Origin of the sequence: Geothrix sp. 21YS21S-4 (assembly GCF_030845995.1) — a bacterium.
In the GTDB taxonomy this organism is placed as follows: Bacteria; Acidobacteriota; Holophagae; order Holophagales; family Holophagaceae; genus Geothrix.
The window spans coordinates 1683090-1709441 of sequence record NZ_CP132719.1 but is presented as its reverse complement, the minus strand read 5'-3'; the positions used below and the strand labels follow the sequence as shown (position 1 = coordinate 1709441).

Annotated in this window: 20 protein-coding genes and 1 pseudogene; 10 read left to right on the top strand and 11 right to left on the bottom strand. The window is 68.0% G+C overall.

The window, feature by feature from the left end; translation table 11 throughout:
• Positions 1 to 12 precede the first annotated feature (12 nt).
• Together plsY and RAH39_RS07755 are read left to right on the top strand one after the other, a co-directional pair.
• Entirely contained in the window at positions 13 to 663 is a 651-nt protein-coding gene (gene plsY / locus RAH39_RS07760; RefSeq protein ID WP_306589514.1) for a glycerol-3-phosphate 1-O-acyltransferase PlsY, read from the top strand.
• Positions 650 to 1648 carry an NAD(P)H-dependent glycerol-3-phosphate dehydrogenase gene (locus RAH39_RS07755; RefSeq protein ID WP_306589513.1) on the top strand — a complete coding sequence of 333 codons (999 nt, stop codon included), beginning with the start codon at positions 650 to 652 and terminating at the stop codon, positions 1646 to 1648. Before plsY ends, RAH39_RS07755 begins: the two co-directional genes overlap by 14 nt.
• A 330-nt stretch (positions 1649 to 1978) precedes the next feature.
• Here RAH39_RS07755 and feoB read toward each other — a convergent pair whose 3' ends face one another.
• The 6 genes from feoB to RAH39_RS07725 all read right to left on the bottom strand — a co-directional run bounded on the left by feoB (position 1979) and on the right by RAH39_RS07725 (position 10728).
• The gene (gene feoB / locus RAH39_RS07750) at positions 1979 to 4165 is read right to left on the bottom strand and encodes a ferrous iron transport protein B (protein WP_306589512.1); all 2187 of its coding nucleotides are present in this window, start codon (positions 4163 to 4165) and stop codon (positions 1979 to 1981) included.
• An 89-nt stretch (positions 4166 to 4254) separates the two neighbouring features.
• On the bottom strand, positions 4255 to 5307 hold the full coding sequence (locus tag RAH39_RS07745) for a 3-deoxy-7-phosphoheptulonate synthase (RefSeq protein ID WP_306589511.1): 1053 nt from the start codon (positions 5305 to 5307) through the stop codon (positions 4255 to 4257).
• Positions 5308 to 5470: 163 nt separating this feature from the next.
• Positions 5471 to 6571 (bottom strand): RidA family protein, encoded by a 1101-nt coding sequence (locus RAH39_RS07740; protein WP_306589510.1) that lies wholly within the window; start codon positions 6569 to 6571, stop codon positions 5471 to 5473.
• Positions 6572 to 6630: 59 nt separating this feature from the next.
• The gene (locus tag RAH39_RS07735) at positions 6631 to 7776 is read right to left on the bottom strand and encodes a Dyp-type peroxidase (RefSeq protein ID WP_306589509.1); all 1146 of its coding nucleotides are present in this window, start codon (positions 7774 to 7776) and stop codon (positions 6631 to 6633) included.
• Positions 7777 to 7999: 223 nt separating this feature from the next.
• Positions 8000 to 9190, bottom strand: a complete 1191-nt coding sequence (locus RAH39_RS07730; protein WP_306589508.1) for an NHL repeat-containing protein — start codon at positions 9188 to 9190, stop codon at positions 8000 to 8002.
• Positions 9191 to 9201: 11 nt separating this feature from the next.
• Positions 9202 to 10728, bottom strand: coding sequence for a carbohydrate porin (locus RAH39_RS07725; protein WP_373467320.1), 1527 nt, complete (start codon positions 10726 to 10728; stop codon positions 9202 to 9204).
• A gap of 536 nt (positions 10729 to 11264) precedes the next feature.
• Here RAH39_RS07725 and RAH39_RS07720 point away from each other — a divergent pair.
• The 6 genes from RAH39_RS07720 (at position 11265) to RAH39_RS07695 (ending at position 18334) form a co-directional block, all read left to right on the top strand.
• Positions 11265 to 12329, top strand: a complete 1065-nt coding sequence (locus RAH39_RS07720; protein WP_306589506.1) for a zinc-binding dehydrogenase — start codon at positions 11265 to 11267, stop codon at positions 12327 to 12329.
• Positions 12329 to 13231, top strand: a complete 903-nt coding sequence (locus RAH39_RS07715) for a CorA family divalent cation transporter (RefSeq protein ID WP_306589505.1) — start codon at positions 12329 to 12331, stop codon at positions 13229 to 13231. The genes RAH39_RS07720 and RAH39_RS07715 overlap by 1 nt, the downstream gene beginning before the upstream one ends.
• Positions 13232 to 13291: 60 nt before the next feature.
• Positions 13292 to 14344, top strand: a complete 1053-nt coding sequence (locus tag RAH39_RS07710; RefSeq protein WP_306589504.1) for a bifunctional UDP-4-keto-pentose/UDP-xylose synthase — start codon at positions 13292 to 13294, stop codon at positions 14342 to 14344.
• Between the two features lie 110 nt (positions 14345 to 14454).
• Positions 14455 to 16119: a phospholipid carrier-dependent glycosyltransferase gene (locus tag RAH39_RS07705; RefSeq protein WP_306589503.1), complete on the top strand. Its 1665-nt coding sequence runs from the start codon at positions 14455 to 14457 to the stop codon at positions 16117 to 16119.
• A gap of 123 nt (positions 16120 to 16242) precedes the next feature.
• Positions 16243 to 17928, top strand: a complete 1686-nt coding sequence (locus RAH39_RS07700; protein WP_306589502.1) for an ArnT family glycosyltransferase — start codon at positions 16243 to 16245, stop codon at positions 17926 to 17928.
• A gap of 28 nt (positions 17929 to 17956) precedes the next feature.
• Positions 17957 to 18334, top strand: coding sequence for a DMT family transporter (locus tag RAH39_RS07695; protein WP_306589501.1), 378 nt, complete (start codon positions 17957 to 17959; stop codon positions 18332 to 18334).
• Positions 18335 to 18457: 123 nt separating this feature from the next.
• Here the strand turns inward: RAH39_RS07695 and mtnA are convergent, their stop codons facing one another.
• The 5 genes from mtnA to RAH39_RS07670 form a co-directional block, all read right to left on the bottom strand.
• Positions 18458 to 19468, bottom strand: a complete 1011-nt coding sequence (gene mtnA / locus RAH39_RS07690) for an S-methyl-5-thioribose-1-phosphate isomerase (RefSeq protein ID WP_306589500.1) — start codon at positions 19466 to 19468, stop codon at positions 18458 to 18460.
• A 95-nt stretch (positions 19469 to 19563) separates the two neighbouring features.
• The gene (locus RAH39_RS07685) at positions 19564 to 20211 is read right to left on the bottom strand and encodes a class II aldolase/adducin family protein (RefSeq protein ID WP_306589499.1); all 648 of its coding nucleotides are present in this window, start codon (positions 20209 to 20211) and stop codon (positions 19564 to 19566) included.
• 21 nt (positions 20212 to 20232) lie between these two features.
• The gene (locus RAH39_RS07680) at positions 20233 to 21375 is read right to left on the bottom strand and encodes an energy transducer TonB (protein WP_306589498.1); all 1143 of its coding nucleotides are present in this window, start codon (positions 21373 to 21375) and stop codon (positions 20233 to 20235) included.
• A 10-nt stretch (positions 21376 to 21385) separates the two neighbouring features.
• Complete coding sequence (locus RAH39_RS07675; protein WP_306589496.1) at positions 21386 to 22231, bottom strand: tetratricopeptide repeat protein; 846 nt, start codon at positions 22229 to 22231, stop codon at positions 21386 to 21388.
• An 89-nt stretch (positions 22232 to 22320) separates the two neighbouring features.
• Entirely contained in the window at positions 22321 to 24354 is a 2034-nt protein-coding gene (locus RAH39_RS07670; RefSeq protein ID WP_306589495.1) for an SPFH domain-containing protein, read from the bottom strand.
• Positions 24355 to 24512: 158 nt separating this feature from the next.
• Here RAH39_RS07670 and RAH39_RS07665 point away from each other — a divergent pair, with 158 nt between their 5' ends.
• Both RAH39_RS07665 and RAH39_RS14080 read left to right on the top strand, forming a co-directional pair.
• Positions 24513 to 25190: a hypothetical protein gene (locus RAH39_RS07665; RefSeq protein WP_306589494.1), complete on the top strand. Its 678-nt coding sequence runs from the start codon at positions 24513 to 24515 to the stop codon at positions 25188 to 25190.
• Between the two features lie 97 nt (positions 25191 to 25287).
• A pseudogene (locus tag RAH39_RS14080) lies at positions 25288 to 26316 on the top strand (phosphate acyltransferase); the annotation flags it as partial.
• Between the last annotated feature and the right edge of the window lie 36 nt (positions 26317 to 26352).

Genomic DNA, 26352 nt, shown 5'->3' with positions numbered 1-26352 from the left:
TACACTGCGTCCATGCCCTTGACGCTCCCGTCTTCCCCGGTCCTGTGGTGCCTCGCGGCCTTCCTGAGCGGCAGCATCCCCTTCGGCCTGCTGCTGGTGAAGCTGGCCGGGAAGGGGGATGTCCGGACGCACGGCAGCGGGAACATCGGCGCCACCAACGTCAGCCGCGTGGGCGGGAAGGCCCTGGGCGTCGTCACGCTTCTGCTCGACGTCCTGAAGGGATTCCTGCCGGTCTTCCTGGCGAAGAAGGTGGGCTTCGGCGCCGACGCCCTGGCCCTGTTCGCGCTGGCGGCGGTCCTGGGCCACGTCTTCACGCCGTGGCTGAAGTTCCAGGGGGGGAAGGGCGTCGCCACGGCCCTGGGCGTGATCGTGGCGGCGGATCCGGCGATGGTCCTTCTGCCCCTGGGGATGTTCGTCTTCGTCCTGTGGCTGACCCGGCACGTGAGCCTGGGGAGCATCCTCGCGGCGGCCATGGTGCCCGTCCAGCTCCTCCGGGGCCTGGGCGAACATCCCCTCCCGTCCGCCGTGTCGCCGCTCCTCCCCTGGGCGGCCCTGGCCCTCCTGGTGATCTGGAAGCACCGCGAGAACATCCTGCGCCTCCAGGCGGGGACGGAATCCAAGCTGTGGGGCGCGGCCAAGGAGGATGTCCATGTCCAGGGCTGACATCGGCGTTTTCGGATCCGGTGCCTGGGGCACGGCCCTGGCCATCACCTGGGCCCGGGCGGGCGCCAAGGTGGCCCTGTGGGGGCCCTTCGAGGAGGAAATGGCGCAGATGGCCGCCACGCGGCGCCACCTGCGGCTGAAGGACGTGGTGTTTCCCGACGGGCTGGAGACCTCAAACGATCCCGCGGCGGCCTTCGAAGCGCCCCTGTGGATCTCGGCCATGCCCACCCAGGTGACGCCGGAGGCCTGGCGCGGGCTGCGCCCCCAGGCGCCGAAGACGCCCGAACTGGTGATCCACGTCAGCAAGGGCATCCTCCGCGGCAGCCACCAGACGCTCTCCCAGGCCCTGACCGGCGTCCTGGACGTGCCCGTGGGCGCCCTGTCGGGCCCCACCTTCGCGGACGAAGTGAGCCGGGGCGTCCCCTCGGCCATCACCATGGCGCTGCCGCCCGAGGTTTCGGACGAGCGGGCGCGGGCCCTGCAGGCGCAGCTGGCCTGCGACAGGCTCCGGATCTACCTCAGCCGCGACGTGGTGGGGACGGAGCTGTGCGGCGCCCTCAAGAACGTGCTCGCCATCGCGGCGGGACTGGTGGACGGGCTGAAGCTGGGCTACAACCCCCGGGCCGCCCTCATCACCCGCGGGCTGGCCGAGATGGCGCGGCTGGTGGAGGTTTTGGGAGGCCAGCCGGCCACCGTGATGGGCCTCGCCGGGATGGGCGACCTCCTGCTCACCGCCACGGGTCCCCAGAGCCGCAACCGGACCTTCGGAGAACTGGTGGGGAAGGGCCATACCGTGGAAGCCGCCCGGGACGCCCTCGGAGGCCAGGTCATCGAGGGGATGTTCACCACTGAGGCCGCCCTGGAATTGGCCGGGGAACACGGCCTCGACCTGCCCATCGCCGCCGAGGTCCAGCGCCTGCTGAACGGCGAGCCCCCCGAAGAAGCCGTCCACCGTCTGATGACCCGGTCGCTGAAGTCGGAGTAGGCGCTTCCCCTCGAAAAGATAAAATCCACCACCCAGGCACGAAGACACCAAGAACTGCCCGATCAGGCAACTTGGAGTGGTCGTCCTTCGTTTCGGCGCGGAAAGGAATCACCGCCAAGACGCCAAGGGCACCAAGAAGGAGCAGGAACAGGGCCTCCCATTCCTGGTGCGCGGGTCGTGATCCTTCAAGAAGTCAGCGCTTCTTCTTCTCGGAAGCGCAGGAATCTCCGCCGCACCCGCAGCCCGGCGCGCCGGATCGCGGAAGGAGACGCCAGATGAGCCCGGCGGCGGTGGCCGCGACAACCAGGAGGGCAAGCCAGCCCTGGACGCTCACGCGAACCCCAGGGCGCGGCCGGCGACCACGGTGAGCCAGGCGAGCGTCCAGCCCAGGCCGATGCCGTAGCCCACGGAGAACCCAGTCCAGGCCCAACTGCGGGTCTCCTTCAGGATCATGCCCACGGTGCCCAGGCAGGGCGTGTAGATCAGCGTGAACACCATGAAGGCGAGCGCCGTCAGGGGCGTCATCCCCGAATTCTCGCGGAGGCTCTGCTGGAGGGGCGTCGTTTCGGCGCCTTCCGGAGCTTCGGCCTTCGCCTGGTGGACCACCGCCATGGTGCCCACCACGATCTCCTTGGCGACGAATCCGGCCGTGAGGGCCACGCCATCCTTCCACGCCTCGGGCCGCCGGCGGTCGGGATCGAGGAAGGGACGGAACACCGGCTGGAGGACCTTGCCGAAGCGGGCGGCCAGGCTGGAGTTCATGATCCGGCCCCGGTAGGCGAAATCGAGGTCGTCGAGCTTCTCCTTCTCTTCGGCTTCGGGGAGCTTCTGAGCCTGGATGGCCTCCTTCTGCGTCTGCCGCTCGGCCGTCAGGGCGCGGTCGGCCAGGCCGGGATAGTTGCTGAGGAACCACACCAGCGTGGCGCCCGCGAAGATCACGGTGCCGGCCTTGCGGAGGAAGACCGACCCCTTCTCCCACATGTGGAGGGCGGTGGTCCGCAGCACGGGCAGGCGGTAGGGAGGCAGTTCCATCACGAAGGGCGTGTTCTCGCCCCGGAAGAAACTCACGCGCAGGAACTTGCCCGCGGCGATGGCCACGACGAACCCGAGGACGTGCATGGCGACCACGGCGAGGGCGCCCTGGAACGGCTTGAAGAAGGCCCCGGCCAGCAGGATGTAGACGGGCAGGCGGGCGGAGCAGGAGACGAACGGGGCGACCAGGATGGTGATGAAGCGGTCGCTCTTGGCCTCGATGGTGCGCGTGGCCTGGATGGCGGGCGTGTTGCAGCCCATGCCCATCACGAGGGGGATGAAGCTCTTCCCATGCAGGCCCATCAGGTGCATCAGCCGGTCCATGATGAAGGCGGCCCGCGCCATGTAGCCCGTGTCCTCCAGAAAGGAGACGCAGCCCATCAGGATCATGATCGAGGGCAGGAACACCACCACGGAGCCGACGCCGGGGATGACGCCGTCCACGAACAGGCTGGTGAGTTCCCCCGGCGGCAGGTGCGCCGCGGCGGTGTCGTGCAGCCAGCCCATCCCGGCGCCGATGGCGTCCTGGGGATACTTTCCGATCACGAAGGTCAGGGTGTAGACCGCCACCATGATCACCAGGAAGATCGGGATGCCCAGCACGCGGTTGGTCAGGACGGAATCCAGGCGGTCGGTGAGGTCCCGCTCGGCCTTCGCGTTGCGGCGCGTGGCCACTTCCGCGACGAGGCCCCGGGCGAACCCGTAGCGGCGCTCCGCGAGCAGGGTGGGGCAGTCGTCGCCGAGGTGGCCCTCCAGGAAGGCGCGGCTGGCTTCCACCTGCTGCCGGATGGCCTTGCCGGCGTGGCTGGCCTCGGCCTGCTCGACGGCGTCGCGGGCCCCTTCGAGGAGGCGGAGGGCCCACCAGCGGCCGGAGAGGTGCTCGGTGAGCTTCTCGTCGCGGCGCACCTCTTCCGCCAGCTTCCGGACCTCGCCCTCGATGTCGTCGCCGTAGGCCACGCGCGGCGATCCCTGGGTCGGATCCCGCGCGGGATCCGAGTTCTGGGCGGCCTGGAGGATGGCCGCCTTCAGGTCGTCGAGGCCCTCCTTCCGGTTGCCCACGGTCGCCACCACGCGTCCGCCGAGGAGCCGGGAAAGGGCCTCCATGTCCACTTCGAGGCCCTGGCGCACCGCGTCGTCCATCATGTTCAGCGCGAAGACCATGGGCTTCCGCAGCTCGAGGAGCTGGGTGGTGAGGTACAGGTTCCGCTCGAGGTTGGAGGCGTCCAGGACGTTCACGATGACGTCCACGCCCGGCTGGGACAGGAAGGAGGAGGCGATGCGCTCGTCCTCGCTCTGGGCGGACAGGGAGTAGGTTCCGGGGAGATCCACGATCTCGACGGAGACCCCGTCCACCTCCACCATGCCCGAGCGCTTTTCCACCGTGACGCCCGGCCAGTTGCCCACGTGGTGGCGCGCGCCAGTCAGCCCGTTGAAGAGAGACGTCTTTCCGCAGTTGGGATTGCCCGCAAGGGCCACGGTCGGCATGTGAGTTCTCCCGTTCGACGAAGATGCAGGACAGCGGCGGTGGGCGGCCACCTCTTCCCATTTGCGGAGTTCAGGTGCTTCGAAGGGGGCTATTGGCCGGCCGCCTGCGCAAACCGGGGGGCGAGCGCAGCATGGACCCGCCGGATCAGCGCCGCCGTTGTCTGCCAGTCGATGCACGCGTCGGTGATGGAAACCCCGTAGCGGAGCTTGTCCCACGGTTGGGGGAATGGCTGGTTTCCGGCCCCCAGATTGCTTTCCATCATCGCGCCGCTGATGGAGGTATTGCCCGCGGAGATCTGCGTGAGCAGGTCCTCCATCACGTCGAGTTGCCGCTCGGGCTGCTTCGCGGAGTTGCCGTGCGAGCAGTCGACGAGAATCGAGGGGTTCAATCCCGCCTGGGCGAGCAGTTGCTCGGCCTGGGCGACGTGGGCGGGGGAGTAGTTGGGACCGCTGCGGCTGCCGCGGAGGACCACGTGGCAGTCGGGGTTCCCCCGGGTGACGACGGCGGAGGCGCAGCCGGCGAGGTCGACGCCCAGGAAGGTATGGGGCTGTGCGGCCGCCCGGATGGCATTGATCGCCGTGGCGATGCTGCCGTCGGTGCCGTTCTTGAAGCCCAGGGGCATGGAGAGGCCGGAGGCCATCTGCCGGTGGGTCTGCGATTCCACCGTGCGGGCGCCGATGGCGGACCAGCAGATGAGATCCGCGATGTATTGGGGCGTGATGGGGTCGAGCAGTTCGGTGGCGGTCGGAAGGCCCAGATCGAGGACGTCCTGCAGGAAGGTGCGGGCCAGGCGCAGGCCGGTAGCGATGTCATTGGAACCGTCGAGATGCGGGTCCATGATCAGGCCCTTCCAGCCCACCGTGGTGCGCGGCTTCTCGAAATAAACCCGCATCACCACCTGGATCCGGTCCGAAACCTCCTTTGCGAGCTTGGCCAGGCGCTGGGCATAGTCCCTGCCCGCATCCAGGTCGTGGATGGAGCAGGGACCGATGATCAGCAGGAACCGGCTATCGCCCCCGAAAAGCACCTGGTGGATTTCGCGTCGCGCGCGCGCCACGAACCCGGCCTGGCTTTCGGTCCTCGGGAATTCCGCCAGCAATTGGGCGGGCGAGGGCAGGGCGCGAGTTTCGACGATATCCACGGGGACCAGGAAAGAGGGGAGTGGGGGATGCACTTGGAGCGGCCTGGAGATTCCGTCCGGAGGGGACGTCGTGATATCGCGCGGGCCGCGCCGAGGGCAGGTCGTGTACTCCATGGTTGGGGTGGTACATCAACGGCTGAGGAGCCGCTGGGTTGGAAAGAGCTCAGGCCTTCCCGGAAGCCGGCACAGCGAGAACCGCGTCGAGTTCCATCTCGAACAGGAGATCGGCCCGGCAGACCGTGGCGTGGGCGGGGGCGACCGGAAGGGGCGGAATGCCCCGCTCGCGGCAGATGGCATCGAAGGTGGGCAGTTCGGCGATGTCGTGGAAGTAGGCCACAGCGCGGGTCGTGTTCTGCCAGTCCATTCCGCGGGATTTCAGGATGCCTTCGATCACGTCGAGCGTGAGCTGGATCTGCTTGACGACGTCATCCTGATGCACCGTTTTCCCGTCGGGCGCGATGCTGGCCGTACCTGAAATGGTCAGCACCCGGCGGTCGGGGAAGGCCATCTCCACCGCGCGGCTGAAGGAGCTGCGGTACTCGGTGGCCGGGTTCTGCAGCGGGGATTCCACTTCCTGGATGTGGACGCGGTCATGGCGGGGCCGGATGGCCAGCGCTCCAGAGGCCACCGCGGCGCCGGCGGGGTTGCTGGCGCCGATCCCGGTGCTGGCCGGAATGAGGCGGTCGAAAACGCCCCGGGCTTCGAAGAACGCGGTCCGCGCCACGTTGAATTCGTCGTACCAGTCCAGCAGTTCATCGAGGTAGAACCAGGTCCGCACCACATGGGAGAAGTCCATGCCGACTTCTTTCAGGCCGGCTTCCATCTGCTCGAAACTGCTGAGGGTCTGGGCGCTGCGGTCGGCGGTGGGATCCGCCGGCAGGAGCCCGGCCAACAGGCAATAGTCCGCGTCCTCGTCCGACCAGAAACTGCCGACGACGCGATTGGAAAGCATCACGCGGCGGACGGGACGGCCCTCCATGGCGAAGGACTGAACGCCGGCCACGTGAACCCCGGGGCAGACATCGCCCTGCAGCCAGAACATGGGCCATTCCACGCCGCCCATGCGGGCGCACGCCGCATCGTGGAATCCGAGTCCGCCGAAGGCCATCTGGGCGACCACGGTGGACGACCCGGGCTTGAAGGCATCGAAGATGGCCAGCTCGTCCGACCCCTCGCGTCGCGCGCTGATGAACTGTTTCCGCGATCCGCCTTGGTCGAGGGTGATCACATCGGTGGGCTTCAGGGGCTGTTGCGTGCTGGTCATGGGCTGCTGCTCCTCAATTTCGTTGACGCTGATCAGATCCGCCGGAGCGGCGACCCGGTTTACTTGGGCTCGAAAAGGCCCTGTCCGATGTAGCCGCCCTTTTCGACCCCCGGCGGGCAGGCGAATAGTCCGCTGCCTTCGTGGGTCCAGAACTGGTTCAGGCGGAAATCCTGCTTGGCGATCATGTCGAACAGCTTGATGAACCCGGTGCGGGGATCCCGCTGGTAGCAGATGAAGAACATGCCCGCGTCGTATTCCAGGCCCTGGCGCCAGGGCGGCCAGCGCTCGGTGGTGAAGTTCACGCCGTCGTTGTAGGAGTAGGAGCGCCGGAACATCGTGGCCGCATGGGGTCCCACGATGTCGAGGTGGCTGGGAGGATGCGCGGCCGGATCGTCGTCTTCCAGGGCCGCGGGAGAGGGCTCCGCGGATTGATGGGGGTTCATCATGGGGCTGCCGTGGTATTTCCCGCCGCCGACGGCCTTCTCCTGGTACTTCGTGGGCATCTGGTCCCAGTGCTCGAGCGCGAAGCGCATGCGGCGGGCCACGATGTAGCTGCCCCCGCGCATCCATTCCGGCCCTTCGTTGCCGCTCCAGACCACCTTGGCCATCACCTTGGGATCTTCCACGGAGGGATTTTCCATTCCTTCCACCGAGAATCCGAAGAGGTGACGGGATCCCGTGTTGGGCCGGAAACCGATTTGGACCCAGCGGATGTGGGCCACGCCCTCGGCGATCCGGGCGAGCTGGCGCACGGCGTGGAACGCGACTTGCGGATCCTCGGCACAGGCCTGGACGGAAATGTCGCCGCCCGTGCGGTTCTCCGCCAATTGGTCGCCGATGAACTTGGGCATGTCGACCAGGGCTTCGGGCCGTTGCGAAGCGAGGCCGAAGCGGTCCTTGCCGTCCTTGGTGAACAGGGTCGCGCCGAATCCGAAGGTGATGGTCAGGCGGGAGGGGGACATTCCGATCGTCTCGCCGGTATCGGCTGCGATGATGCCCGAATCGGGCGTGTCGAAGACTTCCACGGGCGTGGCAGGCGGCACGGCCAGCTTCAATCCGCCCTCAAGCGGCTGGGCCGTTTCGCCCGCGGTCATTCGCGCGGCCGCCTCGGTCCAGGCCTTCAGCAGCTTGATGACGTCTTCCCGCTTGGTCGTCGCGAGGTCGAAAGCGGCGAAGTAATTCTGGTGTTGGATGGGCCAGGTCAAAATGCCGCCCTGGTGCTCTCCCCAAAAAGGCTCCACCTGATTTGGTTGCGCGCTCGGCGAGACCTTCGCGGGTACTGCCTTCGTGGGCTTTCCCGCGCCCAGGATGGAACCGGAAAGCAATAGCAACCCAGCCACGAGCAGCGATAGACGCTGTCGTGGCTGAGCCTTCTTCGTATTGGCTGAATTCATCGAATCGACTCCCTGGCGCGTCACCTGAACGCGCTCATTTGCCAGCATACGTCAAGGTGTTGGTGTCGTCCTGGACGTAGTAGAAGCCTTCCCCATTGGGCGTCATGGCGATTCCGAACAGGTTCCCATTGCCCGGAGGGGTCTGGGCCTGGTTGGAGTTGAGCCACTGCGCGCAGAGCTGCTTGCCGGCGATGGGATCGACTTCCACGACCCGGCCGTCCTTTCCGTTGCAGACCAGAAGATGGCCCGAAGGGGTGATGGTCATGGCCAGAGGCCAGCTGAGCAGGCCGCCCTGGGTGACGACCCGGCCGGTGCCGGCGCTGGTCGTCCGTGTCAGAGCTTCGGGAATCGCGGTGATGACGTTGTCGAGGCCGTTGGTGACGTACAGGGTGCCGTCCTCGCTCAAGCCCAGGCCGGTGGGGCCCAACAGGAAGTTCCCGCGGTCGGCCCGCTGGGCGAACCCGTCGGCGATCACGGTCTGGCTCTTCAGGACGGGGGGCTGGCCCTCGGGAATGGCCACTTCCACGCGCAGGACCGTGGCCTTGTGGATCACCACCGGGAAGCCGGTCTTGGGATCGAGCACTTTGGGGCTCGGCACGTCGAAGCCGGCCATGCTGATGAACAGCGTGGCGGAGTCGCCCTTGTCCACCACCGCCATGTTGCCCCAGGGGCCGTTGATGGCGGGACCGGTCCACACGGCGACGGTCTTGCCGTTGGGATCGATCACCAGCAGGCCGCCCTGTCCGAGGGTCCCCGTGGTTCCATCGGTGCTCGGCGTGCTTCCCACGATGACCCAGCCGGACTTCAGCATGGTCATGGCGGTGCTCAGGCCCACGCCGCCGGGGCATTCCGGGAGCTTCTGGGGGATTTTCGCGAACAGGGTAGTGGCCTTGGAGGCGGGGTTGTACTGGACGATCGTGGTGCCCGTCCCCTGGAGATTGGAGACGTTGTTGAAGTTGGACACCAGCACGTCGCCCTTGGCGATCTTCCCGGCGGCCACGGGCGCCACCACGATCGCGTAGGGGTTCACGTCGCCGTTGTCGGGGACCGTGGACGTCAGGTTGCGGCGCTTGCGGACGGTTTCAAGAAAGCAGCCGGATTCTGCGGCGCGCATGGAAACGGTTCCCGTCGCCATCAGGAGCGCCAGCAGGCTGAGGGCTCCGAAGGTGCGGCGACGCTTTTGAACGTTGGATGCGGGGGGGAGGGTCGCGAGAAAGGTGCTCATGATCGTTCCGTTCAGAAAAGGATGTTGGCGCGGACGCCCAGCACGAGTTCATTGCCGATGCGCTGGGTCGGCGCGTTGGGATTGGCGATCCCGCCTCCGGGGTTCCAGACGTACTGGATGTCGGGCTGGATCTGCAGCCAGGGCGTCACCTGGCACTGGTAGGTGGCCTCGATGAAGGTTTCGGAACTGCGGACGGGGTAGTAGCCGCCGTCGCCCGCGGCCTGCGCGAACTGGGCGGTGTCCCGGTCGAGGCCCGCCGCCTGGCTGCTGACGCGCACGAAGCCCATTCCCACGGCGAGGGTGTCGTTCGCCCGGTTCTTGATGGGCCCGCGGCAGACGAGGCCCGCGTTCATGCTGAAGCTGATGGGATTGCGATCCGTCTTCGGGGTTCCCATGATCCGGGTGAAGGCGCTGATGGTGTTGTTGGGATCGTTGTCGTTGCGCCACAGCATCTGGTCCGCGACGGCGTAGATGGACAGGTTGCCGTGCGCCGTGGCGGGCGTACCGTTGCTGGCGGGATTGGCCAGGGAGAGGCCGTTCTGGTCGTACCGGAGGTGGTCGAAGGGCTGGGAGTTGTACCAGGCGCCCAGCTTGTAGGTCCGGGACAGGGGCGCCTTCTCGCCGGGGTAGACCAGGCTTCCGACGGAGGGATAGACGTACTGCAGTTCCATGAACGTCAAAGTCCCGTTGTGCATCGGGAAACTGGTGCCGTGGTTGTTCTCCTCCTGCGCGTCGCCCTCGTTGGTCTTGGCGGGGCTGCCGTTGAAGACGCCCACGAGGAGATTCCACGCGTTGCCGAACCGGTAGCGCGCGCGGATCGCCGGCGCCGAAAGCGGGTAGGCGGGTCCGCCGCCCGGCAGATCGTAGGAGGGCACCGCGGGCCAGCCCATCATCGTGTTGACGAAGAACAGGGCATTGGAGCTGACGATGAATTCCTGGTCGGCGCTCTGCTGTCCCACGCGGACGCTGAGGCGGTCCTCTTCCAGGAACTTCTGTTCGTACCAGAGTTCCCACAGGCGGGTCGCCCGGTTCGACGCGATGCCGCTGGACGTCTGCAGCGAGCCCAGGTTCTCGGCGCTGAAGTTGGTCCCGTGGAGGTTCAGCACGCTCATGTTGAACAGGCCGCCGTAGTAGCCGAAGGCGCGCTGCGTATCCATCTGGAGAATGAGCTGGGTCAGGCCGTCGTAGGCCGCCCCTTTCTTCATCCCGCCGCTGACGTTCCCGAGCACCTCACTGGTCTCCTGGACGACCACGGTCATGCCGTAGGTCCCGAGCGTCGGGCGCAGGCCGAACATGTCCCCCAGGAAGAAGTTGCTGCGCTCGAGGTTGCTCAGGAAGGAAAAGGAATCCTTCTGGCCGTCCGGCTGGGAGGTGATGGGCACGGAGATGGAAGGAGGCGCCGCGAAAACCGGGCTCGCCCCCGCGCACAGCAGAAGCGTGGCGACAGCCGTTTTCACGCCGGCACCGCGGGTTCCCCCAAGAGGGAGAAGGGCGAGGGGACCCTTCCGCCGAAACGGCTTTGTCAGAGGTAGCACCATGATTTCTCCAAAATTGAAGGGCGACTGTCTCGTGAAAATCGTTCCGGCCGCGGCGGGCTGGAACACTTCGAATGGGGTCCTGCGCGCGGGTGACGGACGGTCGAGGCGATGCGGCGGAGGGGTGAAATCGCATCATCCACTTCCGGCGACCTTTACCGTCCAAAAGGTCATGAATGATCTTCCTCACTATTCGGGGGTAGGAGCCTGTGATTGGTGTCACAAGGGCGACTCAGTCTCAATTGAGGGGTGAAAGAAAGCGCTTCGGGAGGACCTCTGAAATCAGGCGAAAGCCCGGCCCGACCACATTTGCGGCATGGGATCGATCCACGTCCTCAGCGTCGCGGGACCTCTGATCGCCTGGAAGGCTCCGATACCTTCCGAGTCCCTCCGCTTGCCCCTGATCCGGGAACGCCATGTCCGAGATGGCGCCGAGCGCTCGCGGGTTCTTCCAGGCGGGGTTCACGCATTCGCTTTCGCGCGGCCTACACTGGACGCCCCGCACCCTTATCCCGCCGACCCCTCCCGAGAGGAGCCCCGTGAGCGAAGCCTTCCGTTTCCGCGTGACCCAGCACGGCGCCGTCGGAACGCCCACGCGGGAGGCCTTCGTCCCCGCCGATCCCGAACCGGGGTGGGCGCGGATCGCGGTGAAAGCGATGGCCCTCAACCGCCTCGACCTGTGGACGACGGAGGGGATTCCCGGCTTCGCGCTGCCTCTGCCCCTCACGCCGGGCTGCGACGGTGCGGGTTTCGTGGAGGCGGTGGGGCAGGGGACGCGCCTCCCGCAGGGCGTGGAACTGGGCGGCAGCGCGATGATCGCGCCGGGCCTGAGTTGCGGGCTGTGTCCGGCCTGCCTCCGCGGCGACGACATGCTGTGCCCCTCCTACGGCATCCTGGGCCACGCCTGCGACGGCACCGCCGCGACCCACGTGTTGGTGCCCGCGGCGAACCTCCTGCCCATCCCCGGGAACTGGAGCTTCGAGCAGGCGGCGGCCTTTCCCCTGGTCTTCCTCACCGCCTGGGAGATGCTCGTCCCCAAGGCGGCGCTCCGCCCCGGCGAGACCGTGCTGGTGTGGGGCGGCGGCAGCGGCGTCGGCAGCGCCGCCCTCCAGTTGGTGAAGGCGCTCGGGGGCACCGCGATCGCCGTGGTGGGGAGCGAAGCCAAGGCGATCCGCTGCTGGGAACTGGGGGCGGAACACGTCCTGGTGCGGGGGGAGATGAAAGCCCTGGCCGGGAAGGTGCGCGACCTCACGGGCAAGCGGGGCGTGGACGTGGTCTTCGAGCACACCGGGGCCGCCACCTGGGGCGCCAGCCTGTCCGCCTGCGCGCGGGGCGGCCGCATCGTCACCTGCGGCGCCACCACGGGTCGGGAGACCTCCTTCGACCTCCGCGCTCTGTTCGCCAAGCAGATCCAGATCCGCGGCTCGTACATGGGGCGGCGCGAGCACCTGTGGACCCTGATCTCCCTGCTGGCCCAGCGGCCCGCCAATCCGCCGTTCCGGCCGGTCCTGGACCGCGTGTTCGACCTGGCCGACTATCCCGCGGCCCAATGCCACCTCGAGGCCGGACAGGGCTTCGGCAAGGTGGTCTGCCGGGTGCCCTGATGCTGCGGAACCTGCCCCTTCCCGAGGGTTCGACCTTCACCTGGGTGGATCTGGTGGATCCCACCGCCGCCGAGATGGCGGAAGTCGCCGCGCGCTACGGACTTCATCCCGCCGCCGTGCGCGACCTGCTCAACCAGCCCCACCTGCCCAAGTACGAGCGCCTCCCGGGGCAGCAGCTCCTGATCCTCCGCGCCTACGATGAAGTGGCCAAGCGGGGCGACACCATCCAGGCCATGACGCGGCGCCTGGTGCTCCTCTTGATGGAAGGCGCCCTCATCACCGTCCACCGGCGGGAGCAGCCCTTCTTCGCAGAGGCGGCCCGGCACGCCGCGGGGGGCCCCCCTCTCCGTCCCGAGCAGGTGGTCCTCGCCCTGTGCGCCGCCGCGGTGAAATCCTTCGACGAACCCATGCGGGAGAGCGAGGAGAAGCTGGACCGGATCGAGACGGCCCTGTTCAGCCGGAAAGCGCCCCACCTGGGCATCAAGCAGGTCTACGGCATCAAGCGCCGCTGCGCCGTCGTCAAGCGCACGCTGTGGCGCACCCGCGCGGCCCTGGGCAACCTGAAGGAGCAGGCCCGCGACGACCACGGCCTTCTCGCGGACGTGGTGGAGGAGGCCGACCGGCTGCACACCTGGGCGGACGAGCTGCTGGAGAGCGCCACCCACCTGATGAACCTGGAGATCAACCTCGCCAGCCAGCGCACCAACGAAGTCATGCGCGTGCTCACGATCTTCAGCGCCTTCTTCCTGCCCCTGACCTTCATCGCCGGGATCTACGGGATGAATTTCCGGCGGATGCCCGAGCTGGAGCACCGCTTCGGCTATCCCCTGGTGATGGGGCTCATGGCCGTCACGGCGCTGGGGATCTGGATCTGGTTCCGGCGGAAGGGCTGGCTTCGTTAATCTTCAAGGGACCCGAGCCTCCGGAACGGGTAGACTGGTTCGTTTGTGCGAGGTGCTTCCGTGAAAGTCCTGATTCTGGGCGTTAATGGCTTCATCGGGTCCCATCTGGTGGACCGCATCATGCGGGACACCGACTGGGAGGTCTACGGCCTCGATCTCGGCACCCACAAGGTCTCCGACCACCTGGCCAATCCCCGCTTCCACTTCGTGGAGGGCGACGTGACGATCTCCAAGGAATGGATTGAGTACCACATCAAGAAGTGCGACGTGGTGCTCCCGCTGGTCGCCATCGCCACGCCCAAGGTCTATGTCACCGATCCCCTGCGCGTGTTCGAGCTGGATTTCGAGGAGAACCTCCGCGTCATCCGCCAGTGCGTGAAGTACAAGAAGCGCGTGGTCTTCCCCAGCACCTCGGAAGTCTACGGCATGTGCCCCGACGCGGAGTTCGACGAGCACGAGTCGCCCCTCGTCACCGGCCCCATCCCCATGAACCGCTGGATCTACAGCACCAGCAAGCAGCTCCTCGACCGCGTGATCTGGGCCTACGGGTTCCAGCAGGGCCTGAAGTTCACCCTGTTCCGCCCCTTCAACTGGATGGGCCCCAAGCTCGACAGCCTGAACACCGCCAAGGAGGGAAGCAGCCGCCTGGTGACCCAGTTCAGCTGGAACCTGTTCAACGGCGAGCCCCTGAACCTGGTGGACGGCGGCCATGCCCACCGCTGCTTCTGCGACGTGAGCGACGCCATGGACGGCCTGATGGCCATCCTGCGGAACGAGGGCGGGAAGGCCGACGGCCAGATCTTCAACATCGGAAATCCCGTCAACGACTACAGCGTCCGCGAGATCGCCGAGATGATGATCGACATCTGGAAGGAGCATCCTTTCCGCAAGGAGCGGGGCATTCCTGAGGGCCGCACCGTCGAGACCGGCAGCGGCGAGTTCTACGGGAAGGGCTACCAGGACGTGGCCCGCCGCACCCCCAGCATCAAGCGGATGCAGAGCACCTTCGGCTTCCAGCCCACGGTCTCCATGAAGGATTCCCTCAAGAAGGCCATCGACTTCTTCGTCGAGGAGCACAAGGCTCTGGAGAAGGTCGTCGAGACCGAGAACTAGGTTTTCCAGACTTCAACCGATCACCACCGAGGCACCAAGAAAAGCAAAAGAGTTCTTGGTGCCTCGGTGGTGGGATTTGTTCTTTTGATCCATCGGGTGGGATTCCAGCCATGACGCGCCGCGAACGGTACACGCTCCTCGCCCTGTGGTTCTGCCTCGGCCTGCTGCCCCTGCTGGTGCGGCCCCTGTGGGAGCCTGACGAGGGGCGGTACGCCGAGATCCCCCGGGAGATGCTCGCCACCGGCGACTGGCTGACGCCCCGCCTCAACGGGGTGCTCTACTTCGAGAAGCCGCCGCTCCAGTACTGGCTGTCCGCCATCAGCATGAAGCTGTTCGGGGTGAACGGCGCCGCCGCCCGGCTTCCGCTGGCCCTGGCGTCCGCCCTCATCCTGTGGGCCGCCTGGCGGCTGGCGAAGCGCCTGGGCGCGCGCCAGCCTCTGTGGGCGTCCTTCATGGCGGCCACGGGGCTGCTCGCCTTCCTGGTGGGCCAGACCCTGACCCTGGACGCCCTGTTCAGCGCCTTCCTGGTGGCCGCCCTGGCCGCCTTCGTGGAAGCGGTGGTCCAGCGCCGGGAAGGGCGGGACGGGCTCGCCTGGACCCTCGCGGCCTTCACTTTCCTGGCGGGCGCCATGCTCACCAAGGGCCTCGCCCAGGTGATCCTCATGGGCGGAATCCTGGTCTTCTCGCTTCCCTTCGCGTGGAAGGACGCCGGCCTGCGCCGGGCCGTCCTCCGCACGGCCTTCGATCCGCTGGGATGGCTGCTCTACCTGGTGGCGACAGTGCCCTGGTTCTGGCTGGTGGATCGCGCCAATCCCGGCCATGCGCAGTTCTTCTTCATCCACGAGCACTTCACCCGCTTCCTCACCCACGAGCATTCCCGGCAGGGCTCCAACAACTGGCTGCTGGACAAGCTCTACTTCGTGGGAATCCTCGGCGTGGGCCTGCTGCCGTGGCTGTCGGCGACGGTGGTGGGGCTTCAGCGGTCCTGGGCGTTCCTCCGCGGACGCGGCCCGCGGGGGCAGAATCACGTGGCCCGGTGGACGGTGGGGATCCTCGTGGTCGCCTTCCTGTGGCCCCTCGCCTTCTTCAGCCTGTCGGGCTCCAAACTGCCGCCCTACATCCTTCCGGTCCTCGTGCCCCTGGCCGCCCTGGCCTGCGTGTTCGAGCGGGACGGCGAAGAACTGCGCGCGCTCCGCCGCACCGGAAAGGAACTGGCGCTGCTGGGAGGCGTCTTCCTCCTGGCCGCCGTCGTCTTCCGCAAGGACCTGGCGGGAAGCGGCTGGATGCTGGCGCTGGCCGCCGCGTTCATCGGCCTCGGCGCCTGGGCGCACCGTCCCAAGGGCCTCACGGGGCCGCGCCTGATGGCGGCGCTGGGAGCGGGGCTGTGGCTCCTCGTCGTGGGGGCGCAGGCCGCCGCGGGACCGGGCAAGTCCGTCGCAACCCTCGTGCGCCAGGCGCCGCCGCAGGCCCGGTGGATCAGCTACGGGACCTATTTCCAGGGCCTCCCCTTCTACGCCCGCACGCGGACCGTGGTGGTGGCGGGCACAGGGGAACTGGCCTACGGCCGGGACCGCCTGCCGGATCCCGGAGCCTGGTTCGAGGAGGATCCCGCGGCCCTGGGAACGGTGGCGGATCGCCTGAAGGCCGAGGATCCCGCCCGGCCCGTCCTCGTCCTCGCCAAGACCGCGCTGTGGAAGCAGCTCGGCGCCGAGGAAAAGGCCGGTTGGGAGGAAGTGGCGCGCAATCCGGCGGCGGTGATCGCTCGGCGACGCTAGGGCCTGTCTTCAACGTGAAGGGCGGTCGCGCAAGGGGCTTTATGCTGGATGCGGCTGCGCGGCATCGCGGCTCCCACCCACTTTGAAGACAGGCCGCGGCCCCTTTCCGGAGAAGATGAAGGGATGGACGTTCCGCCGATCGCCCCGCCTTTCCGTACGCCGCTGAGGAGCTGGCTTCGCGCCCACGCGCCCGAGATCCTGTTCGCGCTGCTGCTGCTCGCCGTGCTGCCCATGCGGGACCTGTGGGCGCCGGACGAACCCGATTTCGCGCAGTGCGTGAAGGAGATGCGCCTGCGCGGCGACTGGCTGCTGCCCTGGCTGAACGGCGCGCCCTACAGCGAGAAGCCGATCCTCTACTACTGGGTGATGAAGGGTTTCGCGGTGGTGCTGGACGCCCTGACCGGCGGCCTGGGCTTCACCCAGGGCGTCGCCGCCTGGGCCCTCCGTCTGCCCTCCGTGATCGCCGCGGTGGCCTTCCTGTCGGCCTTCCGCCGCTGGGCCGGCCGCTTCCTGGAGCCGGGCACCGCCGAGCCCGCGGCCCTGATCCTTGCCGCCACGCCCCTATGGTTCTGGCAGAGCCAGTTCATCCAGATCGACATGCTGTTTTCCGCCCTCCTCGCCTGGAGCTGGTGCTGCTGGCTGGGCGGCTACCTGCTGCTGCGCGGCGGAGCGGAGCAGGTGCCTGGAGAGCACCGGCGCTGGTTCCTGAAGGCCTACTTCTGGCTGGCCCTGGCCTTCCTCGCCAAGGGCCCGCTCGCGCCCGTCCTGTCGGTGCTGGTGCTGGCCGCATTCCTGGTCTGGCAGCGGGATTTCGCCGTCCTCCGCCGGGCGCGCATTCTCGCCGGACTGGGCATCACAGCCCTGCTGGTGGCGCCGTGGTACGTGGCCGCGGGGCTGAAGGGCGGGGCGCACTACGCCTACGAACTGATCGTGTTCCAGAATTTCGAGCGGGCCACGAAGGCCTGGGACCACATCCAGCCCTGGTGGAAGTACGGCGAATACCTGCTGGGAGATTTCTTCCCTTGGGTGCTGCTTCTGCCCGCCCTGATCCTGCACCTGCGACGGGAGCGGGCGCTGGCCGATCCCGCGAAGCGCTTCCTCCTGCTGGCCTTCGCCGTGCCGTTCATCTTCCTCAGCGCCGTCCAGAGCAAGCAGGGCAAGTACCTCTTGATGAGCTATCCCTTCCTGGCGCTGCTCCTGGGCGACCTGATCCGGAGGATGGACGGTGCGCGCGCGCGGCGGCTGGGCCTGGTGCTGGCCATCGCTCTGGTCCTTCCGGCCGGGATCCTCTGTGCGGCGGGCCTCGGGGCCGGAGGGGCGAAACTCCAGGCGCAGCTCGCGCCCTTCCTGGGCGCGGTGCGACTCATGGCCATCGGGCTTCTCGCCGTCGCGATCGCCACGGGATGGGCCGCCTGGAGGAAGAAGGCCGCTGCTTTGGTTCCAGCGGTGGCGCTGGGATTGGGCCTCATCTACCTCGTCGGAGGTACCTGGGGTTTCCGCCTGCTGGACCCCGCCAAGAGCTACCGGCGCTGGACAGCCGCTGTCCAGCCGTTGATCGCCGGGCGGCAGGTCTTCTACTGGCAGACCATCCGCAGCGGCGTCATGGTCTACACGGACCACCTGATGCCGGAGCTGCGGACGGCCGCGGCCCTGGAGCGCCTGGATCCCGAAGCCCGGCTGGTGGCCCAGCGCGGCGAGTGGGAACAGAACGCGTGGGGCATGAGCCCTGCCCTCCGCGCCCGCTTCGAGATCCTCCTCGCCGTGCCCACGGGCGGCGGTGAGATCCTGCTGCTGAGGCGGAAACCGTGAGCGCCGCCTTCTCCCTTGCCGAGGCCCCATGAGCCCCAATGTCAAAGCCATCCCCCTCATCGTCCTGGGCGTGCTGCTCAATGCCGCCGCCCAGATCTGCCTGAAGAAGGGGCTTCAGGCCGCCGGGGGCATGCAGCTCGCGGCGGGACCGCTCCTGAGGCTGATGGTCGAACCCTGGGTGCTGGCGGGGCTCGCCTGCTACGCGGTGAGTGTGGTGGTGTGGCTCGGCGCGCTGTCCCTGGTGCAGGTGAATTACGCCTATCCCTTCCTCGCCCTGGGCTTTCTCGCCAACGCGCTCATGGCCCGCGCCTTCCTCGGCGAGGCCATGACGCCCATGCGCTGGGTGGCGCTCGCGGTGATCGTCATGGGCGTGGGGCTCCAGGCGCTGAGTGGGCGCGGACACTGAAGCGTTCGTTTTCTGGGAAACGGTGATTTTCAAAGCGGAGGGCAGCGGAAGGAGGGAGGAAAACAGAGAAAGAGATAAAGATCGTTCTCCGTTTTCCTCCTTCGTTTTCCGTTTTCCTCAGCTTTATTCGCTCTTTTCTTTCCCCACCACCTCGGCCAGGACGCCGCGCTGGAGGTCGGCGCGGGAATAGACGCCTCGATCCAGGACCAGGCTGGTGACGAGGTCGGCCGGCGTGACGTCGAAGCTGGGGTTCCACGCGGGCATGGCTTCAGGCGCCCAGCGCCAGGGGCCGTAGCCGCGAACCTCGGCGGGATCGCGTTCCTCGATGGGGATGGCGGCGCCGTCGGCGCAGGCGAGGTCCACGGTGGAAAAGGGGGCCACGGGGTGGAAGGGCACGCTGTGGAACCGGGCCTGAACGGCCAGGCCGTAGGTTCCCACCTTGTTGGCGAAATCGCCGTTGGCGGCTACGCGGTCCGAGCCCACCAGCACCCGCTGGATCTTGCCGTCCCGCAGCAGCAGGGCGGCCATGCTGTCGGTGATCAGGGTCGAGGGGATGCCCAGCTTCCACAGCTCCCAGGCCGTGAGGCGGCCGCCCTGAAGCAGGGGGCGGGTTTCGTCCGCGTAGACGTGGATGCGCTTGCCCTGCTCGTGGGCGCGGCGGATGACGCCCAGGGCCGTCCCGATGCCCGCGGTGGCGAGGCCGCCGGTGTTGCAGTGGGTGAGGAGGCCCTCGCCGTCCTGGAGGAGGGCCGCGCCGTGCATCGCCATGCCTTCGCACAGGCGCACGTCCTCCTCGAAGATGGCCCGGGCTTCGGCCACGGGATCGGCGGCGTCCTTCATCCGGTCCATGGCCCACATCAGGTTCACGGCGGTGGGCCGCGCTGCCCGGAGGCTCGCGCAGGCGGCGGCGTACTCGGTGGCGGAGGCCCCGCGGTGCGCGAAGGTCGCCAGGCTCGCCGCCGCCGCCACGCCGATGAGCGGCGCGCCCCGGACGGCCAGGCGCTTGATGAGGGCGACCATGGCCTCGGGCTCGCTTCCGTCCAGCCACACCTCCGCGTCGGGGAGCTGCGTCTGGTCCAAGACCCAGAGCTTACGGCCATCGTGTTTCAGTCCCAGGGATTCGAAGGGGTGCATGGAAAGCCTTTGGTTTCTGACCGCAGATGTCGCAGATTGCGCAGATGAAGAACAAAGGTTGAGGCAGGAGCATCTGTGTCATCTGCGGTTCTCATTCAGATGATTTTTGGTCCGATCCTGGCTCTCAGGGCTCGCAGTTCCTCCAGATCGGCCGCGGACAGCGGCTTGGCGCCGCCGAGGGCTTCGGCCTTCCACAGGATCTCGGCGACCTGTTCCAGCCGCTCCAGCCCGCCCACGGTTTCATCGAGGTGCTCGCCCCAGCAGAGGCCGCCGTGGCGGGCGAGGATCATCAGGCGGTGGGCGGGCAGGAAGGGAAGCAGGTTCGCGCCCATGGCCTCCGTGCCGGGAACGGCCATGGGCACGATGGGAATGCGGCCCGCGGCGAGGATCACCTCGGGCAGCCCGTCCGAGGGCAGTTCCGCCAGTTCCGGCCGCGCCAGGGACCAGGCGATGGCCGTGGGCGGATGGGCGTGGACGACTGCCCGGGCCTCGGGCACCGCGCGGTAGATGGCCAGGTGCATGGCCCGCTCGCTGCTCGGCCTGCCCGACAAGATGTCGCCCTCCAGCGTGAGGTGGGCGAGATCCTCCAGCCGGACTTTGGCCTTAGGCACGCCGCTGGGCGTCATGGCGATCAGGCCGTTGGGCAGGCGCACCGACAGGTTGCCGTCCGAAGCCGCCAGCAGCCCGCCCGCGTGGAGGCGGCGGCAGCCGTCGAGGAGGTCGTGGAGGAGCGCGTCGGACATGGATCCAGTGTACGGGCTGAGTCAGTTCCGCAGGCGGAAGGGCATGGTGAGGCGGAATTTGGCGTATAGCCCGACCCCGTTCAGCTTCTCGGGATGGAAGCGCCACTCCATGCCGTAAGCGGCGCCTGAGGCGGCGAAAAACGCCAGCCACGGGCCGGGCAGAGGGCGGCAGGAGACCGGATTTCCTTCGGGATCGACCACGATCTCCAGCACCAGGTTGGTCATCATCCGCCGTTGCTTGGCCTCGTCGGGATACCCGGGGGCCGCGGGCTGCCGCTTGACGCGGACCTGGATGAAGTCGAAATCCACCGGCGGAAGGGAGGGCTTCGCCATCGAGCCGTCGCCGGGCGGGGTCGGGGCGGTGGGAGGTTTTTCGAGGGGTTCCGGGAAGAAGGCTGGGACTTTCTCCGCAAGCCGGACCATCCGGTCGAAGGCGGTTCTTGCGGGCCCCTTGGCAAGGGCTTCCTGGATCTCCGCCCGGTCCTTCCGGGTGCTCCACACCAGCGTCCAGTCCAGGACGATCCAGAACCGCGGATCGTTCCAGGGATCCGACGTCTGGTTTCGGATGGTGATGGGCGTGTCCACGTGCCGGGCGAGATCCAAGATCAAGTCCTTCTGGTCCGGATGCGTTCCGTAGCACCAGATGGCGTAGATGCCTGCGTCTATCCCGCGGTCCGGCGCCGCCAGGAGAGTGTTGCGGAGGGAGGTCCAGAACGGGCTGGCGTGGTCGAGGCGAAAGGCCTCGGGCATGTCCGGCAGCCCGAGGTCCCTGGGCGGCTCGAAGAGGATGCGGTCGGCGCGTCCGCTGCCGGGCTTGGAGATTCCGAGCAGGTGCTCCGTGAGCGCTTCCTGGAAGGCGAGGTAGGGGGCGTAGTCGCCCGCTTCGACGCGCCGGGCGAGGGCCCAGGCCCGCAGGCTGGGGTTGTGGGCGCCTTCGAGCTTCTTCAGCCAATCGGACCAGGGAGCCGACCGCCCGGCGCGGATGTCCGCAGAGCGGGCCCGGAGAAAGGCCTGCGTTTGGTCCAGGGTGAAGCCGAGTCCAGCCGCGTCGGGGCCGGCCCAGGCCTGCATGAGGGTGAACGGCGCGGGCGGGGCGGAAGGAACGGGTTTGCCCCCGACCTGGAATGCCGCGAAAAGGAAGGCGGGGAGGGCGCGGGAAATCACGGTTCCGTCCTCACTTCCGCTTGGCGGGAGAGGGTAGGGCGGCGTAGCGCTCAGCCTGGCGGAGGTTCTCCGCAAGGACCGGATCGCCCGGGCGCAGCGCCAGGGCCGCCCGGAAATCATCGCGGCTTTCGGCGTAGCGCTTCAGCTCGAAACGGGCCCGCCCGCGGTTGAAGAGGGCCTCCACCTGGCCCGGCTCCAGGGCGAGCGCCCGATCCAAGGCGGCAATGGCCTCGGGCCAAGCCTTCCGTTCGTTGAGGCAGCGGCCGAGGTTGTTCCAGGCGTAGGCGATGCTTCCGTCCTTCGCTACGGCGGCGTTGAGGAGGGGTTCCGCCTCCGTGAAGCGGTCCATGCGGGCCAAAGCCTCTCCTTTGCCGGCGAGGCCCTGGGCATCGTCGGGGCGCGAGGAGAGCAGGGCCTCGGCGTGGGCCAGAAGGGCCGGCCAGTCCTGGGCCAGCCGTGCCTCGGCGCAGGCGTTGGGGAGGCCGTCGGGATAGCCCAGCCGCCCGTTCTCGGCGTGGGCCGCCGCCGCTTCGCCGTGGCGCTGCAACTGGGTCAGGGCCTGGGCCCGGCAGAGGCGGCAGGTGGACAGGCGGGGGCCGGTCTTGGCTTCGATCTGCGGCAGCAGGGCGTCGCAGACGGTCAGGAGACGCTCCCAACGCCGGCTGCGGTTGAGGCTCTGGATCCACAATTCGTAATGCGCGCCCCGCGTGGCGGGCGGCACGGTCTCGAACCAGTCCGCGAACCCGGGCCAATCCTGGGCCTTGATCAGCGCATTCGCCGCAGGAGGCAGAATGTCGCTGGGAAGGCCTGGGGACTGGATCAGGGCGGCAGGGAAAGCGAGAAACAGGGGAATCATGGGGCATCCGGAAACAGGCATTTCCTCCCAACCTAGCATTGGAAAGGGGCGGCTTGGCCGCCCCTTTCCGTCGGCTCGCGCTGGAGGGCCTACTTCCCCAGATTCTGCCGCAGCACCGCCTTGAGGGCTTCGGCCTCGGGGTTGGGGGCGCCCGGGACGACGCCGGCCAGTTGGCCGGCCTTCTCGCTGAGCAGCAGGCCCAGCAGGCTCTCGATGAGGCTGCCGCCGCCCTTGTCGCCGCCGCCCATGTGGATCTTCGGCACGACGTCCACCTGGGACTTCTCGATGGCTTCGGCGAAGCGGTTCATGACCTGCTGGACGAGCTGGAACTGGGGGCCGCCGTAGGCGCGGACCTGCTCCTCGATGGCCATGGCCTGGGCGATGCCCACGCGGGCGGCCTGCTCGGCCTGGGCTTCGGCCATGACCTTGATGCGCTTGGCTTCGCCTTCGCCCATGAGTCGCACCTTCTCCGCCTCGGCGCCCGCGAGCGTCTGGATCTGCGCCGCCTGCTGCTGGGCCTTGGCGTAGTCGGCCTTGCCCTGGTTGCTCTGCACCTCGATGCTGATGGCCGATTCGGTCAGCGCGGTCTGCTGCTTGGCCTTGGCTTCGGCCTCGCGCAGCTCCCGCTCCTTGGCGGCGGCGTTCTGCTGGCGGCCGTAGGTCTCCACCTGCTCGTCGGCGATCTGGCGGCTGCGGAGCTGGATGAGGATCTGCTCGATCTGGCCGCCCTGGCTGCCGCTGCTGGGCGTGCCGATCAGCACCTCCTGCAGCTCGAGGTTGTACTGGGCGAACTTCTCCTTCATCTGGACGCCGCTCTGCTCCTGGATGGCGCTGCGGTCCTGGATGAGCTGGATGAGGGTGCGGGTCTGGCCGATGTTCTTGAAATAGGCGCTGACCATGGGATCGAGGGTCTGCTCCACCAGCTTCTTGATGTCGCCGAAGCGCTGAATAACGAGGGGCGCCTTCCGGTAGTCGATGTGCACCACCACGGAGAGCGGCAGGCTGGGTTCGAAGGCGTCCTTGGTGATGAGGCTGACTTCCGCCAGGTTCTCGTCGAACTTGTGGCTGCCCACCTCGCCCTTGCTCCACTTGAGGATGAAGTTGGTCGTGGGGACCATCAGCACTTTCCCGGCGTAGGTGTTGAAGGCGTACTTGCCGGGCAGCAGGGGCTCGCTCCACACGCCGCGGCTGCCCTTGGCCACCAGCTCGCCGTGGCGGTACTCCTGTCCGCTGATGTCTGCGCCCACGGCGCCGGTGTAGCTGACCACCACGCCCACGGTGCCGACCTCGACCACGGTTTTGGGGATCAGCTCCACGGTCGCGAACAGGCGGTTGATGTAGTACGTGCCCTCCACCAGCACCTGGTACTGGCGTCCGCGCTGGCCTCCGGCCACGAGGAACTTGTCGGCGTCCTGGAAGTTGTTGTGGTAGGTCGCGACCTGGTGCGGATCCTCGCCCACGGTGGAGGCGATGATCTCGCCGCTGGCGAGGGAGGGGCCGTCGTGGACGGTCACGATGCCCACGGCGTCGTCGGTCCCGCGGATGATGACGGGGCGCCAGCCGGCGCGCTCGGCGATGATGGCGCTCATCTTCTGGAACGTCTCCAGCTCGCTGCGGTCGAGCGGCAGGTAGTAGAGCTGGTCCTCGGTGAGCACCACGAACTGGGCCAGGTTGATGGCGTAGATGCCTTCACGCAGGATCTGGCGCTGCGGTCCCTTCTGCCCGCCGTTCTGGAGGAAGGCGATCAGATCCTGGAAATCGGCGCCGCGGGCGTTGCTGGCCAAGGCCTGGGTGGAGGGCAGATCCTGGCCGTCCCGGGCGAACACGTAGCCGATCTTGCCCTGGGGAATGGTGACCAGGGGCATCTTGTGGATGCGGTACTGGAAGGGGGCGAGCAGGTGCCAGCCGCCGCGCAGCAGCTGGGGCTGGAAGCCCGCCTCGCCGGCCAGCGCGATGAGGCCGGTCTTGACCGACCCCTTGCCGCTGATCAGCTTTTCCACGATGCCCACGCGGTTGTTGGGGATGTAGCGGATCCACTTGCCGAGAAGCAGCAGTACGAAGGCCCCGCCGACGAGGACGAGGAGGCTCAGGCCGGGGTGGCCGGCGAACCAGGTGAGGTCCATAAGGACTCCAGAGGAGGGAAGGGGAGAGGGGGACCGCCCCGGCGCGCCCTCTCGCCCGGGTTCCGGAGGCCCTTCGCGGTTCCGCGCCCCGGCTTCGGGGGAAGCGGGCGGCTGGAATCCTGCGAGGAAAGAGCCATATAAGAGCGTGAAACATAGGCGTGCGACCTCCCGCCGCCGTGACGGCCGTCACCGTTCCCGGGCTAACCTGGAACATGGACGAATGGCGGGATTGGCTCAGGGCGCGGCGAGGCGGGCTCGCGGTGGCGGCGCTCCTCGGCCTTGCGGGCGTCGCATGGGCATGGAACCGCCCCGTCTCTCAGCCGCCGGGCGTGCTCGCGCCGGAGGAACCTCTCCAGACGTCGCCGGATCCCGCCGCCCCGTGGACGTTCCGGAACCACACGATGACGCCCCTGGCGCGGTTCGAGATCCGGGCCCGGGTGCTGGGAACCGAGCGTTACCGGTTCGACCGGGCGGCGGAACTGTCGCCGGTGGACTTCGCCCTCGGCTGGGGTCCCATGTCGGATTCGCGGGTGCTGGACGCGATCCGGATCCGGCAGGACGGCCGCTGGTACTTCTGGAGTTCCACAGATCTGCCCCTTTCCGAGGACCAGGTCAGCTCCCACAGCGCCAACATGCACCTGATTCCCGCCACGGACGTGGTGGCGAAGCGGCTTCTCGCCGTGCGGACCGGGCAGGTGGTGACGCTCCGGGGGCAATTGGTCCGCGCGGACGGCCGGGACGGGTGGCACTGGATCAGCAGCCTGACGCGAACGGATACCGGAGACGGTTCCTGCGAGGTGATCTGGGTGGAGTCCGCCCGCGCCGCAGACCGCTGAGGCGGGCGGCCGGTGAATGTGACCGGCGAGTCGGCAAAATGGAATTCAGCGCCTGATAGACTCGCCGCTGGTAGGCCTGTCCAGCCCCTGGAGCCCCATGTTTGACATCGAAGCGTCCCTCGACAGCCGTCTCCTGGCCGCGCCCCGGAACCGCCCCACGGTGGTGTTCCCCGAAGCCCTGGATCCCCGCACGATCGAAGCCGCGTGCTTCCTGGGGCGGTTCATCCGTCCGGTCTTCCTCGCGCCCGAAGCCGAGGTGCGGGCCGTGGCCGTGAAGGACTTGGCTCACCTGGGCGAGGATCGGCTGGCCTACACCCTCTCCGAAAGCGCGTTCGTGGACCCCGCGTCGCGGCCCGACCTGGTGGAGGAATTCGCCGCGGCCTGCGTCGCCTTCGGCGAGGAGCACGATCGGGCCCTGAGCCTGGACGAGGCGCGGGCGCTGGTCTCCGAGCCCGGCCGGTTCGGGATCTGGGCCGTGAAGCGGGGGCACGCCGACATGGTGGTGGGCGGCGCCATCCACGAGCCCAAGGCATTCTTCCGCCCCATGGTGGATCTGCTCGCGCAGCGCAGCGTCGCTTGCGAGGCCGGCGTGTTCGTCCTGCCCGACGACCATCCGCAGGAGGTCTACGCCCACAACATCGTGGTGTTCGGGGATGTCGGCGTCAACGCCAGCATGACGCCCCAGACCCTGGCGGAAGTGGCGGTGGGCACCTGCGCCGTGGCCCGCGATCTGATCCCGGAGGACGTGCTGCCCGAGATCCGCTGCGCCATGGTGTCCTACTCCAACCGCGGCAGCGACGAGGGCCCCTCCCCGGAACTGGTGCGCCAGGCGGCGGACCTGGTGCCCGGGATCCTGGCCGAGCGCGTGGCCCACAGCCCGCGCTACGCCAGCATCCAGATCCGCGGCGAGGTGAAGGTGAGCGTCGCCCTGTCGCGCCGCTCCGCGGACCTCTACCAGGCGGAGGGGCTCCCCTGGGAAGGCGGTCCCAACGTCATCGTCTGCCCCAACCTCGACATGGGGAACCTGCTGTACCACCTCTATGCCACCCGCTTCCCCGACGCGAAGAAGTTCCCGGTGATGTTCGGCCTGTGGTTCCAGGGCGTGGACCTGCCCATGGACTGCACGCCGGAGGACATCCGCCTGGCGGTGAAGGCCTCCGTC